The sequence below is a fragment of the Pseudomonas sp. 8_5_2 genome (assembly GCF_059295255.1).
Window position 1 is genome coordinate 2539868 of record NZ_CM181238.1, and the last position, 17115, is coordinate 2556982.

The following is a 17115-nucleotide window of genomic DNA, read 5'->3' on the forward strand; positions in this document are numbered from 1 at the left end:
ACATGGCGATATGTGAAGGCCGCACGGTGATCATCACCGGTGCCGGCGGCGGGCTGGGCCGTGCCTATGCGCTGGCGTTTGCTGGCGAGGGCGCGCGGGTGGTGGTCAACGATATCCGTGCCGAGGCGGCGCAGGACGTGGCCGGCGAGATCCTTGCCAGCGGTGGCCAGGCGATCGCCAACAGTGACGACATCACCACGCTGGACAGTGCCCAGCGCATAGTCGATGCCGCGCTGGCGGCGTTTGGCGAGGTGCATGTACTGGTCAACAACGCCGGGGTGCTGCGCGACCGCATGTTCATCAGCCTGTCCGAAGAGGACTGGGACCTGGTCATGCGTGTGCACCTCAAGGGCCATTACTGCCTGGCCAACATCCTTGGTCGACGCTGGCGCGACCTGGCCAAGGCCGGCACCCCGGTGGCGGCGCGCATCATCAATACCAGCTCCGGCGCCGGCTTGCAGGGCTCGATCGGCCAGTCGAACTACGCCGCAGCCAAAGGCGGCATTGCCGCGCTGACCCTGGTGCAGGCGGCGGAGCTGGCTCGCTACGGGGTGACGGCCAATGCCCTGGCACCGGCCGCACGCACGGCAATGACCGAGAGCGCCATGCCGGAGGTGGTCAAGGCACCGGATGACGGCAGCTTCGATGCCTGGGCGCCAGACAACGTCGCGCCGCTGGTGGTGTGGCTGGGTAGCGAAGCCTCGGCGCAGGTGACCGGGCAGGTATTCGAAAGCCAGGGCGGGCGGATTTCCCTGGCCGATGGCTGGCGCACCGGCACTACACAGGACAAGGGCGGCCGCTGGCAGGTACAGGAAATCGGCCCGGTCATCGCGCAGATCCTGGGCCAGGCGCCAGCGCCGCAGAAGGTTTGGGGCAGCTGAATGCCGCCCCTGAGCCACCCCCCACTTTTGGAGTGCCCCACGTGAAGCAAGCCCCTGCCTATGTACCCGGTCACCAGCTGCTGGCCGGCAAGTCGGTACTGATTACCGCCGCTGCCGGTGCCGGCATCGGTTATTCGGCGGCCCGGCGCAGCGCCGAGGAAGGCTGCCGGGCCTTGATGATTTCCGATGTGCACCCGCGTCGGCTGGAGGAGGCGGTCGAGCGCCTCAAGGCTGAAACCGGCCTGCAGGCCATTCACGGCCAGCTGTGCGATGTCACGGTCGAGGCCGACGTGCAGGCCTTGGTCGACCGCGCCGAAAGCCTGCTGGGCGGCGTCGATGTGCTGATCAACAACGCCGGCCTGGGCGGCCAGAAGACCGTGGTCGAGATGACCGACCAGGAGTGGCAGCGGGTGCTGGATGTGACCCTCACCGGTACCTTCCGCATGACCCGCGCCATGCTGCCGCACATGCAGCGCCGTGGCGCCGGCGCCATTGTCAACAACGCCTCGGTGCTGGGCTGGCGGGCGCAAAAGGAGCAGGCGCATTACGCGGCGGCCAAGGCCGGGGTGATGGCGCTGACCCGCTGCAGCGCCCTGGAGGCGGCCGAGCATGGTGTGCGCATCAATGCCGTGGCGCCGTCGATCGCCCTGCACGACTTTCTCAAGAAGGCCTCCAGCGAGGCGCTGCTGGCCAGCCTGGCCAGCCGCGAAGCCTTCGGCCGCGCGGCCGAAGTCTGGGAAGTCGCCAACGTGATGATGTTTCTGGCCAGTGACTACGCCTCCTACATGGTCGGCGAAGTGCTGTCGGTCAGTTCACAGCAAGCCTGAGGAAACTGCCATGAGCCATACCTTCAACAGTGCCCAGGCCTTGCTGGCCGCCGAGGGCACGGAGCTGGGCTGCAGCGGCTGGCTGACCATCAGCCAGCCGCGTATCGACCTGTTCGCAGAGGCCACCGGTGACCATCAGTGGATTCATGTCGACCCGCAGCGTGCGGCGTCCGGGCCGTTCGGGGCGTGCATCGCGCATGGCTACCTGACCCAGTCGCTGGTCAACCTGTTCCTGCCGCAACTGCTGGTAATCGACAACCTGGCGATGGGGGTGAACTACGGCTGTGACCGGGTGCGCTTCCCGGCGCCGGTGCGGGTCGGTGCGCGGGTGCGTGGCCGTGGCCAGATCCTGCGCGCCGAAGCGCTGGGTGACAGCGTGCAGCTGGTGGTACGGGTCACTGTCGAGATCGAGGGCGAAAGCCGCCCAGGCTGCGTGGTCGACACCATCAGCCGTTACACCTTCAACCCTGTTGCCGAGTGAGCCTGTGATGGACATGAATGAAGCCGTTATCGTCGCCACCGCCCGTACTGCGCTGGCCAAGTCGTTCCGTGGGTCGTTCAACGACACCGAGGCGCCTGTGCTGGGTGGCCACGTGGTGCGCGCCGTGGTCGAGCGTGCGGGGGTCGAGGCCGAGGCCATCGACGATGTGATCATGGGCGCCGCCGTGCAGCAGGGGACCCAGGCCTACAACATCGGCCGGCTGTGTGCCTACACCGGGGGCTTGCCCGCCAGCGTGGCCGGCATGGCCGTGGACCGCATGTGTGCCTCGGGCCTGATCAGTATCGGCCTGGCAGCCAAGGGTATCGTCACCGGCGAGCTGGGAATCGCCATTGCCGGTGGCGTGGAGTCGCTGTCGCTGACCCAGACCCGGCACAAGAACACCTATCGGGCGCAGTCCCAGGCGGTGCTGGAGGTGATGCCGGATGCCTATATCCCCATGCTGGAAACTGCAGAAATCGTTTCACGCCGCTACGGCATCAGCCGCGCGGCCCAGGACGAGTACGCGCTGCAAAGCCAGTTGCGCACGGCGGCGGCCCAGCGCAGCGGGTTGTTTGACGAGGAACTGGTAGCCCTTGAAGTCGACAAGCTGCTGTTCGACAAGGAAGGCCAGCCTGCCGGGCATGAGCGGGTGCGGGTCGAGCGCGACGAATGCAACCGTCCAGGCACGCGGCTCGAAGACCTCGCAGCGCTCAAGCCGGTGTGGAAGGATGGCAAGTGGGTCGGCGCTGGCGAGTTTGTCACGGCGGGCAATGCCTCGCAGTTTTCTGACGGTGCTTCGGCCAGCCTGCTGATGAGCCGCGCCGAGGCGCATCGGCGTGGCCTTGCGCCGCTGGGCATCTACCGGGGCATTGCCGTGGCCGGCTGCGCGCCGCAGGAGATGGGCATCGGGCCGGTGCTGGCGGTGCCCAGGCTGCTCAAGCGCTTCGGGCTGACAGTGGCGGATATCGGCCTATGGGAGATCAACGAGGCGTTTGCCTGCCAGGTGCTGCATTGCCGTGACGCTCTGGGTATTGCGCCGGACCGGCTCAACGTGAATGGCGGGGCCATTGCCATTGGCCATCCGTTTGGCATGTCGGGGGCGCGGATGGTCGGGCATGCCCTGCTCGAAGGACGTCGGCGCGGGGTTCGGTATGTGGTGGTGGCGATGTGTATTGGTGGCGGGATGGGGGCGGCGGGGTTGTTTGAGCTGCCCTAGGCTGCCGGGCTTTCACAGGTGCAGCGCGGGTGTTGAGCCGGGCGCGGGCGTTGTGGGGCAAATTGCACGAGGGCTGACAGGTGCTTGCCGCAGCATTTGCAGCGCCTGTGAGATCGAGCGCCGCCCGCGCGGCGCTTCGCGGGTGAACCCGCTCCCACATTTGTCTAGGCCATTTGGACGATGTACCCCAGGCCAAGGCCACCGGATCATCCCCGGCACAATTCTAAAAGGATGCCCCCATGAATCCCGCCACGTGCCTGCCGCTGTCGCCCCGGAGCCCGTCATGCGCCAGCTGACCGCATACGCCATGAGCGCCCTGGTGATCGCCGCCGTCGCCTTCGCCTTCGCGCCACGCCAACCCGCCCCTTTGGCCGTGACCCAGATCCTCGCCGACCGGGTCCAGGTCAATGCACTGGTCAGCACCCCGCAACGGCTGATTGCCGTGGGCGAGCGTGGCACCTTGCTCAGCAGCGACGACAACGGCCGCAGCTGGCAAGCCAGCCAGGTCGGCGCAGGCCGCGATGCGACCCTGACCGGTGTAATCGCCCTGAGCCCGGAGGTGCTGATTGCGGTAGGCCACGATGGCTGGATCCTGCGCTCGGACGATGGCGGCCAAAGCTGGCAAGAGCGCCACCATGATGCCGACCTGGGTGAGCCCCTGCTTGGCGTGTGGAGCGCTGATGGCCAACAGGTGGTGGCCTACGGCAGTTACGGCAAGTTCCTGGTCTCCAGCGATGCCGGCGAACACTGGACAGCGCGGGAGATGCCCGGCGATGGCGCGCATTTCAACGGCCTGGACGGCGGCACCGACGGCCGTCAGCTGCTGGTGGGCGAGCAAGGGCTGGTGCTGCGCTCCAGCGATGGCGGTCAGCACTGGCAGCAACTGCCAGCGTTCTACAACGGTTCGCTGTTCGGCGTGGTGCGGCTGTCAGCCTCGCGCTGGCTGGCCTATGGCATGCGCGGGCATGTCTACGTCAGTGGCGATTTCGGCGACAGCTGGCAACGCATCGATGTCGGCAGCAGCCAGCCAATCTACGGCCATGCGCAGCTGCCAGAGGGGGCGGGGCTGGTGCTGGTTGGGGCCGGCAGCAGGCTGATCCGTCTGGATGGGCAAGGCAAGCTGGTGGCAGTCGACCAGCGCAGTGGCCTCGGCACACTGACCTCGGCGGTGGGGCTCAACCCGCGCCACTTGCTGGTCGCCGGTGAAAAAGGCGTATCGCAGGGCGCGCAGCAGCGGGTGGCCAGCACCGGCATGGAGCAGCAACCATGAGCAACAGCTTGAGCGAGCGTTGCGTGCACGCCTGTGCAGCCCGACTGTTCCGAGGCCGGCGCGTCTGGCTGGGAGTGTTCCTGCTGGTGACCCTGGCCCTGGGCTACAGCGCCACCCAGGTGCGCCTGGACCCGGGTTTCAACAAGCAGATCCCGGTCCGCCACGACTACATGGTCAACTTTCTCGACTTCAGCCGGGTGTTCACCGGTGCTAACCGTTTGCTGGTGAACGTGCGCTGGAAGGGCGAGGGCGACCTCTACAACCCCGAGTTCCTCAAGGTGCTGCAACAGGTCACCGATGATGTGTTTTTCATCGAGGGTATCAGCCGGCCAAGTGTTACTTCGTTGTTCACCCCCAATGTGCGCTATGTAGAGGTCACCGAGGACGGCTTCGTCGGTGACCTGGTGGTGCCGCCCCAGTACGCCGGCACCCCGCAGGACCTGCAGAAGGTGCGCAGCAATGCGGCGCGGGCCGGCCAGGTGGGGCGCCTGCTGGCCAACGACCAGCGATCGGCACTGGTGCGCGCCGACCTGCAGGACAGCGACCCGCGCAGTGGTCAGCCGGTGTCGTACGTGGAGGTCGCCAAGCGCCTGGAGCAGATCCGCGAGCGCTACAACAGCCCGAACATCGAGATCAACGTGGTGGGCTTTGCCAAGCTGGTCGGCGATGTGGTGGAGGGCCTGGATACGGTGTTGCTGTTCTTCGTCGTGGCCTTTGTCATCACCGCCTTGCTGCTCTGGGCCTACACGCGCTCGCTGGTGATGAGCTGTGTCGCCCTCCTGGTGGCGTTGCTGCCGGTGGTCTGGTTGCTGGGGTTGCTGCCGTTGCTGGGGCTGGGTATCGACCCGATGTCGGTGCTGGTGCCGTTCCTGATTTTCTCGATTGGCGTATCGCATGCGGTACAGATGACCAACGCCTGGAAGCAGGAGCTGGCAGCCGGCGAATCGGCGCAACAGGCGGCGTATGCCGCGTTCTGCAAGATCTTCATCCCCGGTTCGCTGGCCCTGCTGATGAACGCCCTGGGTTTTGCGGTGATCATGCTGATCGATATTCCCATCGTCCACGAACTGGGGGTAACCGCCTGCCTTGGGGTGATGCTGATGATCGTCACCAACAAGATGCTGCTGCCACTGGTGCTGGCATGCCTGCCCGTGGGCGGCCAAGGCACCGCGCAGCCAGCACCCGCCAGTGCGCGCCATGGCCTGTGGTGGAAGCTGTCGGCGGTTGCCGAACCCGGCCCGGCGCTGCTGGTGTTCGCCGTCAGCCTGGTGCTGCTGGGCCTGGGCGTGGTCAAGGCGCGCGAGTTGGCGGTGGGCGATATCGGGTCGGGTGCCCCGGAGCTGCGCGCCGATTCGCGCTACAACCTGGATAACCAGCGCATCATCAGCAGTTACTCGATCGGCCTGGACGTGCTGGCGGTGTTCGTCCAGAGCCACGGCATCGACGAGGCCTGCCTGAACCCGGCCGTGATGCGTGCCGTGGAGGCGTTCGACTTCCAGATGCGCCATGTCGCCGGTGTGCAGTCGGTGCAGAGCGTGGCCGGCATGGGCAAGGAAATGATCGCCGGCAACAATGAAGGCAACCCGCGCTGGGCTGCCATACCCGGCTCTGCGCGCGGGTTGCAGCAGGGGTCGATGGCCTACACGGCGGATGCCGGGCTGGTCACCGAGGGTTGCCGCCGCATGCAGATACTGGTGTTTCTCAATGACCACGAGGGCGCCACTGTGGCCCATGTGGTCAACGAGGCCCGGCGCGTCATCGGTCCCCTGCAATCGTCGGCGGTATCGTTCCACCTGGCGGGCGGCAACGTCGGGGTGATGGCCGCTGCCAACGAGGCGGTCAAGCATGCCGAGGTGTGGATGCTGGCCGCGCTGTTCTGCTCGGTCGTGCTGTTCTGCCTGGTGACCTTCCGCTCGTTGTCGGCGGTGTTGTGCATCGTCGTGCCGCTGGGCATCGTGGCAGTGCTGTGCAATGCCCTGATGGCGCTGCTGGGCATCGGCCTGAAGGTCGCCACTTTGCCGGTCATGGCGCTGGGGGTTGGCGTGGGAGTGGATTACGGCATCTACCTGTACGAGCGTATCCAGCACGAAATGGCCCATGGGCAAGACCTGCGCAACGCCTTCTACCGCGCCATGTGCCAGCGCGGTACGGCAGCGGTGTTCACGGCCGTGACCATGTCGATCGGGGTGGGTACCTGGGCGTTCGCGCCGCTCAAGCTGCAGGCCGACATGGGCATACTGCTGGCGTTCATGTTCCTGGTGAACGTGTTCGGGGCGATCTTCCTGCTACCGGCGCTGGCGGCCTGGTTCGACCGCGCCAAACCGTTGCCGGGCGGTGTGCCGGCCCACGCCAACCCGGCTTGACCCACCACTACGACAATAATGCTGCGGGCCGGCGGCATCGGCCCGCCCTGGGGGCTGTCCATGCAGACTACGCTGTCCAACGCCCAGGTGCTGGCGCACCTGGGGGTCGAGTTGGCCGACTATGAACGCCTGCTCGGCAACATGTACGACGCCGCGCTGGATACCCGGCGCCTGAACGAGGCCCTGCAACAGCTGCGCGGGTTGTTCGGCGCCTGCTATGTGACCTTGATCCTTCGCGTGCTGGACGAGCCCTTTCTGTCACCGATGATGGTGGCGGGTGACGTTGAACCGGGCGAGGGCGGGGTCAACCACTACGCGTATTGCGAGAAATCCACCTTGTTCGACAGGTTGCCGGTCGACCAGGTGTTCACCATCGAAGACCTGATGAGCGACCGCGAGTGGGCCAGCTCGTCGTTCTACCTGCTGTACTGCCAGCCCTACAGCTGCTACCACATGCTCGGGGTGGACATCAGCATGCCGGATGGCGGTACCTTGCGCCTGCGCATCAACCGGCCCCGTGAGCAACCGCGTTTCGGCGCCGTCGAGCGGGCGCTGTGCGCGATGCTTGTCGCCCACTTGCGCCGCGCCTTGCACATGCACACCTTGCTCGACCGCAGCGTCTCGCTGGGTAGTCTGTATTCGCAAACCATCAACCGCTTGGCGGTGGCGACCATCGTGCTCGATGAAAACGGCCATGTGCTGCAGCTGAACCCGGTGGCACGGGCGATCCTGGACAGCAACGACGGCCTGAAACTGGTGGGTGGTCGCCTTGAAGCGACCTACCCCAGCGATAACCGCGAGCTTGCCCGGCTGGTACGCAATGCGTTCTTGCGCAGCCGGCCGGGGGACAAGGTGGAGCAGGGCGCCGAGGCCATGTCGGTGTCACGGCCTTCGGGTCAGGTCAACCTGGGGGTGGTGGTCGAGCTGATCCCGTCCCAGGAGCTGGTGGAGGGCAAGGGCAAGCCGACCGTGGTTGTGTATGTGCGCGATGCGGTGGGCAAATCGCTGGTGAGCAACGGGGTGACCGCGCAGCTTTACAACCTGACCCCTGCCGAGACCGCACTGGCCCTGGAACTGGCCAATGGCTTGTCGCTGGAGGAGGCGTCCGAACGGCTCAATATCCGGCGCAATACGGCACGCGCGCACTTGCGTTCGATCTTCTCCAAGACCGGGGTGCGGCGCCAGACCGAACTGGTGCGCATCATGCTCAACAGCGTGGTTGCACTGGGGGCGCCAGGGCAGCTGGCCCAGCCGTCGGCGCCGGCATGCATGGGGTAGACGTGCGTTAGTGCGTTAGTCCGAGCGGACGATGCTCCCCTCGCAAAGGCCTGCCGATACTGGGCCACCGCTATCGGTAACCAAGGAGAACAAGAATGACCGACAGTAAACCGGCCAGCCGTTGTCTGCTCACTGCCCGTGCGCTTGCCCCGCAGAACCTGGCGCTGGTGATGCTGCTCAGCGCCCTTGCAACTGGCGTGCAGGCCGCCCCTGAGGACGTCGAGCGCCTGGGCAAGGACCTGACCTGCCTGGGGGCCGACCCGCAGGGCAACGCCGACGGCAGTATCCCACCGTTCTCCGGCCAATGGCTGGGGGCGCCGCCCCAGGTGGACTTCAAGGGCACCGGCCATCATCCCGTCGACCCGTACGCCAGCGAAAAGCCGCTGTTCGTTATCAGCGCCGACAACATGGCTCAGTACGCCGACGCGCTGTCCGATGGGCAAAAGGCCCTGTTCAAGCTGTACCCGGCCACCTTCAAGATGCCGATCTACCCCAGCCACCGGGACTTCCGTTTCGACGATGCGGTGTGCCAGGCCACCCGTGAAAATGCCAAGGTGGCCAAGCTGGTAGATGATGGCGAGGGGGTGGTCGGCAAGACCGGCGGCACGCCGTTCCCGGTGCCGCGCAGCGGCCTGGAGCTGCTGAAGAATGCGTCCACGTTCACCCTGCGCGCCTGGACAGAGGAATACACCTCCGACAACGCGTATGTACTCAAGGATGGCAACATCAACTGGGGCCGGGTGCACTCGCGCAACCTGGCGCCATCGCTGGAACCGGGCAAGGCGGGCGACACGGTCGGCAACTCGTCGTTCTACCTCAACGAGACGCTGTTGCCGCAGCGCGACAAGGGCGAGATCAATACCGGCACCGAATTCTGGAACGACAAGACCGAACCGCGCCAGGCCTGGCGGTACGACCCCGGCACTCGGCGGGTGCGGCAGTCGCCGGGGTATGGCTTCGACATGTCGTTCCCTGGCAGCGGCGGCTCGATCACCGTGGACGAGGTGCGCCTGTTCAACGGCTCGGGGCAGCGGTATGACTGGAAAATTGTAGGCAAGCGCGAAATGTTCATCCCGTACAACGCCTACAAGGTCCATGCCCCGCAGCTCAAGTACGCCAGCCTGCTGACTCCGGGCCATCTCAACCCGCAGGCGATGCGTTACGAGCGCCACCGGGTGTGGGAGCTGGAGGGCACCCTCAAGCCCGGCTACCGCCACCTGTATGGCAAACGCAAGTTGTACATCGACGAAGATACCTGGTTCCCGATGCTGGCCGACAACTACGACAACCGCGGCGAGCTGTGGCGCACCTCGATGGTGAACTACTTCTATGCCTATGAAACCCAGCGCCCGCAGGCCGGTGTCGGGCTTTACCACGACCTCAATGCCGGCAGCTACCTGGCGTTCAACCTGATCAACGAGCAGCGCAACGGCTACCTGCTCAACCGGCCGGGTTTCAGCCCGCGCGACTTTGGCCCCGAGGCGGCGCGGCGTTTCGGCCAGTAGAGCCTGGGCGGGCCCCGTCTAGTCCGATTGAAGGATGAGGGCCCGGCAGGTCTGTTCAAAGATGTCAGCCAGGCAATGCCCCTGCTCGCGCAGGGGCATTGCCGATGAATGGCGTATCCAACACAGGAATAACAACAACATGACCAAGCTCGCCGAACTCTCCCTCGACAGCGCCCAGCGCGCCCATCGCTACGCCAGGGGCTGGCACTGCCTTGGGGTGGCCGATGACTACCGTGATGGCAAGTTGCATACCCTGAATATCTTCGGCACGCGCCTGGTGGCGTTCGCCGCCAGCACTGGCGGCATCACCATCCTCGACGCCTTCTGCCCGCACATGGGCGCCGACCTGTCCCAGGGCACCCTCGAGAACGACACCGTGGTGTGCCCGTTTCACCACTGGAAATACGACAGCAGCGGCAAATGCGTGGAAGTCCCGTACTGCAAGCGCATTCCGCCCAAGGCCAAGACCCGCAGCTGGCTGACCTGCGAGGAAAACAACCTGCTGTTCATCTGGAACAACCCCGAAGGCCGTGCGCCGAAAGCCGGCGTGGTGATTCCGCATCTGCCGCAGATGGACGACCCGGAGTGGATCCACGAATGGAACATCGACACCATGCTGATCGAGACCAACCCGCGCGAGCTGGTCGACAACCTGGTGGACGCTCAGCATTTCGGGCCGGTGCACGGCACGCCCACCAAGTACTTCGCCAACGTGTTCGAGGGACATATCGGCCGGCAGATCTTCCACGGCGACTCCGAGCGCCTGGGTGGCGACCTGATCGCGCCCTCGGCGTATTACGGGCCGGCCACCCATTTTACCGAGCTGAGCTCGATGTTCGGTGATGTGCGGGTGCATGCCATTCTGCTCAACAGCCACGTGCCGGTGGGCCCCGACAGTTTCGTGCTGCGCTTCGGTTGCATGGTCAAGCGCGTGCCGGGCTGGACCGAGGAGCAGAACAGCGAAATCGCCAAGGCCTATGTCATGGGCAACCGCGCCTCGTTCTACCAGGACGTTGACATCTGGAAGCACAAGGCCCGCATCGACAAGCCGGTGCTGGCCGAGAACGACGGCCCGGTGTACCAGTTGCGCGAGTGGTACCAGCAGTTCTTCACCGACGAGGACCAAGTGCCGGCGAGCATGGCCGAGCGGCGCGAGATTGTCACCGTGGACGAGCGCTGAGTGGCGCAAGGCCCCGCCAGTGCAGCTGGCGGGGATGCAGACCGAGGGTGCTTGCCATGAAATTGCAGAGCTTGCTGGTTTACTGCGTACCGTTGTCCGTGGTGCTGATCATCGGCTTCACCTTGCTGGCCTCCGCGGCGCCGGAGTCGGCCGGGGCCAAGGCATGCAGGCATATTCCGGGGTGCCTGAGCATCCTGCCGAGTTTTCAGGGGCTGCCGGGGGTGAGGTAATTGGGCGCAGCCGGTGCCATGCGCCGCGTTGAATTCTTCGCGGCGCTACGCGGAGCGCCCAGCATCAGTTCTCTGCGCGGCAGCGCAGCCCAATGGGCTGGGCAATCTCTTAAGGTTTCAGATGGTGGGCGAGGCAGCTTAGCTGTTCCAGTCTGGCGCAAATACCGGGCTCACCACCCGCTGATCCTTCGGCAAGCCGGCAATCGCCGCGCGGTCCTCGTCATCCAGCTGCACCTGCAGGGCCGCCAGGTTGGCCAGCTGGTTTTCGCGGCTGCTGGCCTTGGGGATTGCCGCCACGCCGTCCTGCTCCAGCAACCATCTCAGCGCTACCTGGCTGGGCAGCACGCCATGCTTGCGGGCAATCGCCTGGATCACCGGCTGTGCTGCCGCCTGGCCACGGGCCAGCGGGGTGTAGGCGGTGAGCAACAGGTCGTGGCGGCGGGCGTAGTCGAGCAGCGGTTGCTGGTCGAGCAGCACGTGGTATTCCACCTGGATCGCCGACAGCGGGGCCCCCAGGCTTTCCACCACCTGGCGCAGCAGCCCCAGCGGGAAGTTGGCCACGCCAATATGGCGTGCCTTGCCCTCGTCGCGCAGCGCTACCAGTGTGTCGATACTGCGGGCCAGATCCCAGTCCTGGCCAGGCCAGTGGATGTGGAACAGGTCCACCTGCTCGGTCCCCAGGGCGCGCAGGCTGTCCTCCAGCGACTGACGCATGGTCTTGGGCTCCAGCTTGTCCCACCACACCTTGGTGGTCAGGTGGATCTGCTCGCGCGGTACGTCGCTGTCGCGCAGGGCCTGGCCGACGGCGGCTTCGTTTTCATAGGCGGTGGCGGTGTCGAGGTGCCGGTAACCCAGGTCCAGCGCCTGGCGCACGGCCTGGGTGCATTCGGCGCCGGTCATTGGCCAGGTGCCAAGGCCGATCGCAGGCAGGTCCAGGCCGTTACGGGTGGTGAGCCTTTGCATGTAAATTCCTTGTAGGGTTGAGCAGGGTGGCGCTCGATGGTCGGCGATCAGCGCGGCGCGGGCCATGCGTTCGCAGCGCAAAGTGGTCGATCAGCGAACAGAAAATGCAATTGGCCTGGACAAGCGGCATTTGAACTTCCTTATGCTGGGCTATCTCTTCTAGAATCCGAGCAGTTGCATCCGCCAGGCCAGGCCTGTGCGGCCTTCCCTGGGCGTTGCAACCTGCCGCGCCGTCATCGAGAGAGCCATGAGTTCCAGTACACCGCTGTCCGGCGTCAACCAACCCCTGCGTGGCATTGGCCTGGTGGTGGTGGCGACGTTCCTGTTCGCCAGCCACGATGCCTTGTCCAAATTCCTCGGCGGCCTGTACCCGATCATCATGGTGGTGTGGGCGCGGTATGTGGTGCATACGCTGCTGATGGCTGGCATCTTCCTGCCCAAGTCGGGCCTCAATGTGCTGCGCACCCGTCGTCCGCTGTTGCAGACGCTGCGTGCACTGAGCCTGCTGAGCACAAGCCTGCTGTTCACCACTGGCCTGCAGTACCTGCCGCTGGCCGAGGCCACGGCGGTCAACTTCCTGGCCCCGGTACTGGTGACGGCGTTGTCGGCGCCGCTGCTGAAGGAGCGGGTGACGGTAGGGCAGTGGGTGGCAGTGGTGATGGGCTTTATCGGCGTGCTGGTGGTGGTGCACCCGGGTGGGGCGATGTTCACGCCGGCGATCCTGTACCCGTTCGGCTCGGCACTGGGCTTCTGCTTTTATCAGCTGCTCACGCGCATCCTGGCCGCCCATGACAGCCCGACCACCAGCAACTTCTATGCAGGGCTGTGCAATACCCTGGTGATGAGTGCGCTGGTGCCGTTCTTCTGGGAAGTGCCGCGCTGGGACCATGCGCTGCTGATGCTGGCACTGGGCGGCTTCGGCATGACTGCGCACCTGTTGCTGACCCAGGCCTTCCGGCATGCGGCACCGGCATTGCTGGCGCCGTTCAGCTATTGCCAGATCGTGTTTGCCGGGTTGCTGGGGTTGGTGGTGTACAGCCAGGTGCCGGATACGCTGAGTCTGGTGGGGATTTCCATCATCTGCCTCAGTGGACTGGGGGCGGCCTGGATGCAGCGGCGCAAATAAAAGCCTGTATCGCTATGACGGCTGGGGGCCTGCAGCCATGAACTGCAAAATTCGCTCGCGCAGCCAGCGCTCGGCGGGGTCGTTGTCCTGGGCACCGCTCCAGACCATCGACAGCTCGGCCTCGGTGATCTCGAACGGCGCCGGATCGGCGCGCAGGCTGCCGTCGTCGGCCAGGGCGCAGGCAGCGTAGTCCGGTACGGTGGCGATCATCTCGGTGTTGCGCAGCAGGGCCCGCAGGCTGCCGAACTGCGGCACCGCCAGCACCACTTTACGGCAACGGCCGATGCGCGCCAGGTCAAGGTCGATGTTGCCGCTCATGTCGCCCGAGAACGACACCATCACATGCGGGCGGGCGCAGTATTCATCAAGGGTCAGCGGCCCCGGGCGGTCGTCGGCGCGTAGCACTCGCACGCCGATGTCGCGCAGCTTGCGGCGCTTGGCGGTGGCCGGCAGGTCGGTGGTGTAGCTCACGCCCACCGATATCTCGCCGCTGGCCAGCAGGCCCGGCATCAGCAGGAAGTTGGCCCGCCGCACCACCACGCTGATGTCCGGGGCTTCTTCGCGCAGGGCCTGCAGCAGGGCCGGAAACAGGCCGAACTCGGCATCGTCGGACAGGCCAAGGCGGAACACGTTGCAGCTGTTTGCCGGCTCGAATTCGCGAGCACGGCTGATGGCGGCGGAAATCACGTCCATGGCCGGGCCAAGTTCGGCGAAGATCTGCATGGCCCTTGGCGTGGGCTCCATGGCCCGGCCATTGCGAATCAGCAGCGGGTCGTCGAACAGTTCACGCAGGCGGGCGAGGGCGGCGCTGACCGTGGACTGGGTGATGAACAGCTTTTCGCCGACCCGGGTCAGGTTGCGTTCGATCATCAAGGCTTCGAACAGCACCAGCAGGTTCATGTCGACGCGGCGCAGGTCGTTGCGGTTCATGAGGGCTCGGGTTCCGGAGTGAAAGGCAGGGCGGTGTATTGAAGCACGGCGCAGGCCCGTGTGCCTTGTATGGATGTGCGGGGGTGTTGGCGGCGGTACGCACCGCAGTGAAAGAGCCAGCCTATCAGCACGCAACAGCCACTCTATTAGAACTCTGCCCAAGCTCGGCTAGTCTTTCCCCTGGCCCCGCGAATTCCGCGAGCGGGCGGCCTGTCAGCACCTGCGTGCAAGACCGCGCCAACCCGCCGTGACAGCTTCGCAAGCCCCGTGTAGACCTGATGAGGGGTAGCACGAGCCCACACGCTCGGCTGAAAGAACACCTGGCATAGACCGGAAATCTGGATAACCGACCCAAAGGTACCCGCAGATGTCGAACGAATCGAAATGCCCGTTCCATCAAACCGCAGGTGGCGGCACCACCAACCGTGACTGGTGGCCTGACCAGCTCAACCTGAGAATTCTTCACCAGCATTCCTCCAAATCTGATCCGATGGACCCGGACTTCGACTATGCCAAGGCGTTCAAGAGCCTTGACTTCCAGGCCCTCAAGCAAGACCTCAGCGCCCTGATGACCGACTCGCAGGACTGGTGGCCCGCAGACTTCGGCCATTATGGGCCGTTGTTCATCCGCATGGCCTGGCACAGCGCCGGTACTTATCGTATTGGCGATGGCCGCGGTGGCGCGGGCGCTGGGCAGCAGCGCTTCGCCCCGCTCAACAGCTGGCCGGACAACGTCAGCCTGGACAAGGCCCGGCGCCTGCTGTGGCCGATCAAGCAGAAATACGGCAACAAGATTTCGTGGGCCGACCTGATCGTGCTCACCGGCAACGTCGCCCTCGAATCCATGGGGTTCAAGACCTTCGGCTTTTCGGGTGGGCGCGCCGATGTGTGGGAGCCGGACGAAGACGTGTACTGGGGCTCGGAAAAGGTCTGGCTGGGCGGTGATACCCGCTATGGCAAGGAACAGGTCAAGGCCCAGCCGCCAGGGCAGGGCGACCTGGTCGCCGAACCTGCCAAGCGCCCGGAGGAAGAAAGCCGCGACCTGGGTGGCGAGCGCAACCTGGAAAACCCGCTGGCCGCCGTGCAGATGGGCTTGATCTACGTGAACCCGGAAGGGCCTGAAGGCAACCCTGACCCGGTCGCCTCGGGGAAGGACATCCGTGACACCTTCGGCCGCATGGCCATGAACGATGAAGAAACCGTGGCGTTGATCGCCGGCGGCCACGCCTTCGGCAAAACCCACGGCGCCGGCCCTGCCGACAACGTCGGCCCCGAGCCGGAAGCCGCAGGCCTTGAATTGCAAGGTCTGGGCTGGCCCAACAAATTCGGTACCGGCAAGGGCGGCGATACCATCACCAGCGGCCTGGAAGTGACCTGGACCTCGACCCCGACCCGCTGGAGCAACGAGTACCTCAACAACCTGTTCAACTTCGAGTGGGAACTGACCAAGAGCCCGGCGGGCGCGCACCAATGGCGGCCGAAAGAGGGCAAAGGGGCAGGCACCGTGCCTGATGCCCACGACCCGGCCAAGCGCCATGCCCCGTCGATGCTCACGTCCGACCTGGCGCTGCGCTTCGACCCGATCTACGAGCCCATCGCCCGGCGTTTCAAGGACAACCCGGAGCAATTGGCGGATGCCTTCTCTCGCGCCTGGTACAAACTGATCCACCGCGACATGGGCCCGCTGGCGCGCTACCTGGGCCCGGAAATGCCCAACGAAGAGCTGCTGTGGCAAGACCCGATTCCCAAGGTCGACCACCCGCTAGTGGACGAGCAGGACATTGCCGCGCTCAAGGCCAAGGTGCTGGCGTCGGGCCTGACGGTTGGCGAACTGGTGGCTACCGCGTGGGCTGCGGCGTCGACCTTCCGTGGCTCGGACAAACGCGGCGGGGCCAATGGCGGCCGCTTGCGCCTGGCCCCGCAAAAAGACTGGCGGGCCAACGAAGGCACCGCCAAGGTGCTGGCGGCGCTGGAGCAGATCCAGGCCGGGTTCAATACTGGTGGGAAGAAGATTTCACTCGCCGACCTGATCGTCCTGGCTGGGGCCGCTGCGGTGGAAAAGGCGGCCAAGGACGCGGGGCACAACCTCAACGTCGCGTTCCGCCCGGGGCGTGCCGATGCCTCGCAGGCGCAGACCGATGTCGAGTCGTTCGCCGTGCTGGAGCCCCTGGCTGATGGTTTCCGCAACTTCAGCAAGGACCGATACAGCGTCAAGGCCGAAAAACTGCTGCTGGACAAAGCCCAGTTGCTGACCCTGACCGCCCCGGAACTGGCCGTGCTGATCGGTGGCCTGCGGGTGCTGGGCGCCAACCATGGCGGTAACACGCAAGGCGTGTTCACCGACAAGGTCGGCACCTTGAGCAACGACTTCTTCCGCAACTTGCTGGACATGAGCGTGGAGTGGAAGCCGACCTCGGCAGACAACGAAGCGTTCGAAGGCCGTGACCGCAAGACCGGGCAGGTGAAGTGGACCGGTAGCCGCGTCGACCTGGTGTTTGGCTCGCATGCCCAGCTGCGGGCGGTGAGCGAGGTGTACGGCAGCGGTGATGGCGGTGACAAGTTTGTCCGTGACTTTGTGGCGGCCTGGGAGAAGGTCATGGAGCTGGATCGTTTTGACCTGAAGTAAAGGCGTTATCGGTGGGACGCGCTGCGTCCCATTCGCGGGCTTGCCCGCTCCCACAGGAGGGCTGCGCTGTACCTGTGGGAGCGGGCAAGCCCGCGAATGGGCTGCAACGCAGCCCCTTGAGACACTGGCAATCCCGCCAATTCCAGGTCGGATAGGTACAAAAGCGTCCTCGTCGGTTCTGTTGCAATGCTTCTCAGGCGGCCGGCCTGAACAGCGTGCTCACAACGACAAGGAACCCC

The 17115-nt window shown here is 65.4% G+C and carries 14 protein-coding genes; 12 read left to right on the forward strand and 2 right to left on the reverse strand.

All coding sequences use genetic code 11. The features are described from left to right. The first annotated feature begins 2 nt into the window (after positions 1-2). The 10 genes from AC5O5R_RS11695 (at position 3) to AC5O5R_RS11740 (ending at position 11231) form a co-directional block, all read left to right on the forward strand. Positions 3-881, forward strand: coding sequence for an SDR family oxidoreductase (locus tag AC5O5R_RS11695; protein ID WP_172231236.1), 879 nt, complete (start codon positions 3-5; stop codon positions 879-881). A 41-nt stretch (positions 882-922) separates the two neighbouring features. Continuing rightward, on the forward strand, positions 923-1708 hold the full coding sequence (locus AC5O5R_RS11700) for an SDR family oxidoreductase (protein WP_172231233.1): 786 nt from the start codon (positions 923-925) through the stop codon (positions 1706-1708). Between the two features lie 10 nt (positions 1709-1718). After that, a complete protein-coding gene (locus AC5O5R_RS11705) occupies positions 1719-2189 on the forward strand; it encodes a MaoC family dehydratase (protein WP_172231230.1) in 471 nt (156 codons plus the stop codon). Positions 2190-2196: 7 nt separating this feature from the next. Beyond that, positions 2197-3405, forward strand: a complete 1209-nt coding sequence (locus AC5O5R_RS11710) for an acetyl-CoA C-acyltransferase (protein WP_172231227.1) — start codon at positions 2197-2199, stop codon at positions 3403-3405. 283 nt (positions 3406-3688) lie between these two features. After that, a complete protein-coding gene (locus AC5O5R_RS11715) occupies positions 3689-4675 on the forward strand; it encodes a WD40/YVTN/BNR-like repeat-containing protein (protein WP_172287402.1) in 987 nt (328 codons plus the stop codon). Next, positions 4672-7038, forward strand: coding sequence for an efflux RND transporter permease subunit (locus AC5O5R_RS11720; RefSeq protein WP_172227537.1), 2367 nt, complete (start codon positions 4672-4674; stop codon positions 7036-7038). The genes AC5O5R_RS11715 and AC5O5R_RS11720 overlap by 4 nt, the downstream gene beginning before the upstream one ends. A 60-nt stretch (positions 7039-7098) precedes the next feature. Beyond that, the gene (locus AC5O5R_RS11725) at positions 7099-8316 is read left to right on the forward strand and encodes a helix-turn-helix transcriptional regulator (protein ID WP_172227539.1); all 1218 of its coding nucleotides are present in this window, start codon (positions 7099-7101) and stop codon (positions 8314-8316) included. A 170-nt stretch (positions 8317-8486) separates the two neighbouring features. Further along, a complete protein-coding gene (locus AC5O5R_RS11730; RefSeq protein ID WP_172227553.1) occupies positions 8487-9821 on the forward strand; it encodes a DUF1329 domain-containing protein in 1335 nt (444 codons plus the stop codon). Positions 9822-9960: 139 nt separating this feature from the next. Next, positions 9961-11001, forward strand: a complete 1041-nt coding sequence (locus AC5O5R_RS11735; protein WP_172227541.1) for a 3-ketosteroid-9-alpha-monooxygenase, oxygenase component — start codon at positions 9961-9963, stop codon at positions 10999-11001. 56 nt (positions 11002-11057) lie between these two features. Next, a complete protein-coding gene (locus AC5O5R_RS11740) occupies positions 11058-11231 on the forward strand; it encodes a hypothetical protein (RefSeq protein WP_172227543.1) in 174 nt (57 codons plus the stop codon). 138 nt (positions 11232-11369) lie between these two features. Here the strand turns inward: AC5O5R_RS11740 and AC5O5R_RS11745 are convergent, their stop codons facing one another. Further along, positions 11370-12194: an aldo/keto reductase gene (locus tag AC5O5R_RS11745; RefSeq protein WP_172227545.1), complete on the reverse strand. Its 825-nt coding sequence runs from the start codon at positions 12192-12194 to the stop codon at positions 11370-11372. 247 nt (positions 12195-12441) lie between these two features. Between AC5O5R_RS11745 and AC5O5R_RS11750 the strand changes: the two genes are divergently transcribed. Then, positions 12442-13320 carry a DMT family transporter gene (locus tag AC5O5R_RS11750; RefSeq protein ID WP_172227547.1) on the forward strand — a complete coding sequence of 293 codons (879 nt, stop codon included), beginning with the start codon at positions 12442-12444 and terminating at the stop codon, positions 13318-13320. Between the two features lie 12 nt (positions 13321-13332). Here AC5O5R_RS11750 and AC5O5R_RS11755 read toward each other — a convergent pair whose 3' ends face one another. Continuing rightward, positions 13333-14250: a LysR family transcriptional regulator gene (locus AC5O5R_RS11755; RefSeq protein ID WP_172227549.1), complete on the reverse strand. Its 918-nt coding sequence runs from the start codon at positions 14248-14250 to the stop codon at positions 13333-13335. Between the two features lie 367 nt (positions 14251-14617). Here AC5O5R_RS11755 and katG point away from each other — a divergent pair, with 367 nt between their 5' ends. Then, complete coding sequence (gene katG, locus AC5O5R_RS11760; RefSeq protein ID WP_172227551.1) at positions 14618-16876, forward strand: catalase/peroxidase HPI; 2259 nt, start codon at positions 14618-14620, stop codon at positions 16874-16876. Positions 16877-17115: the final 239 nt, after the last annotated feature.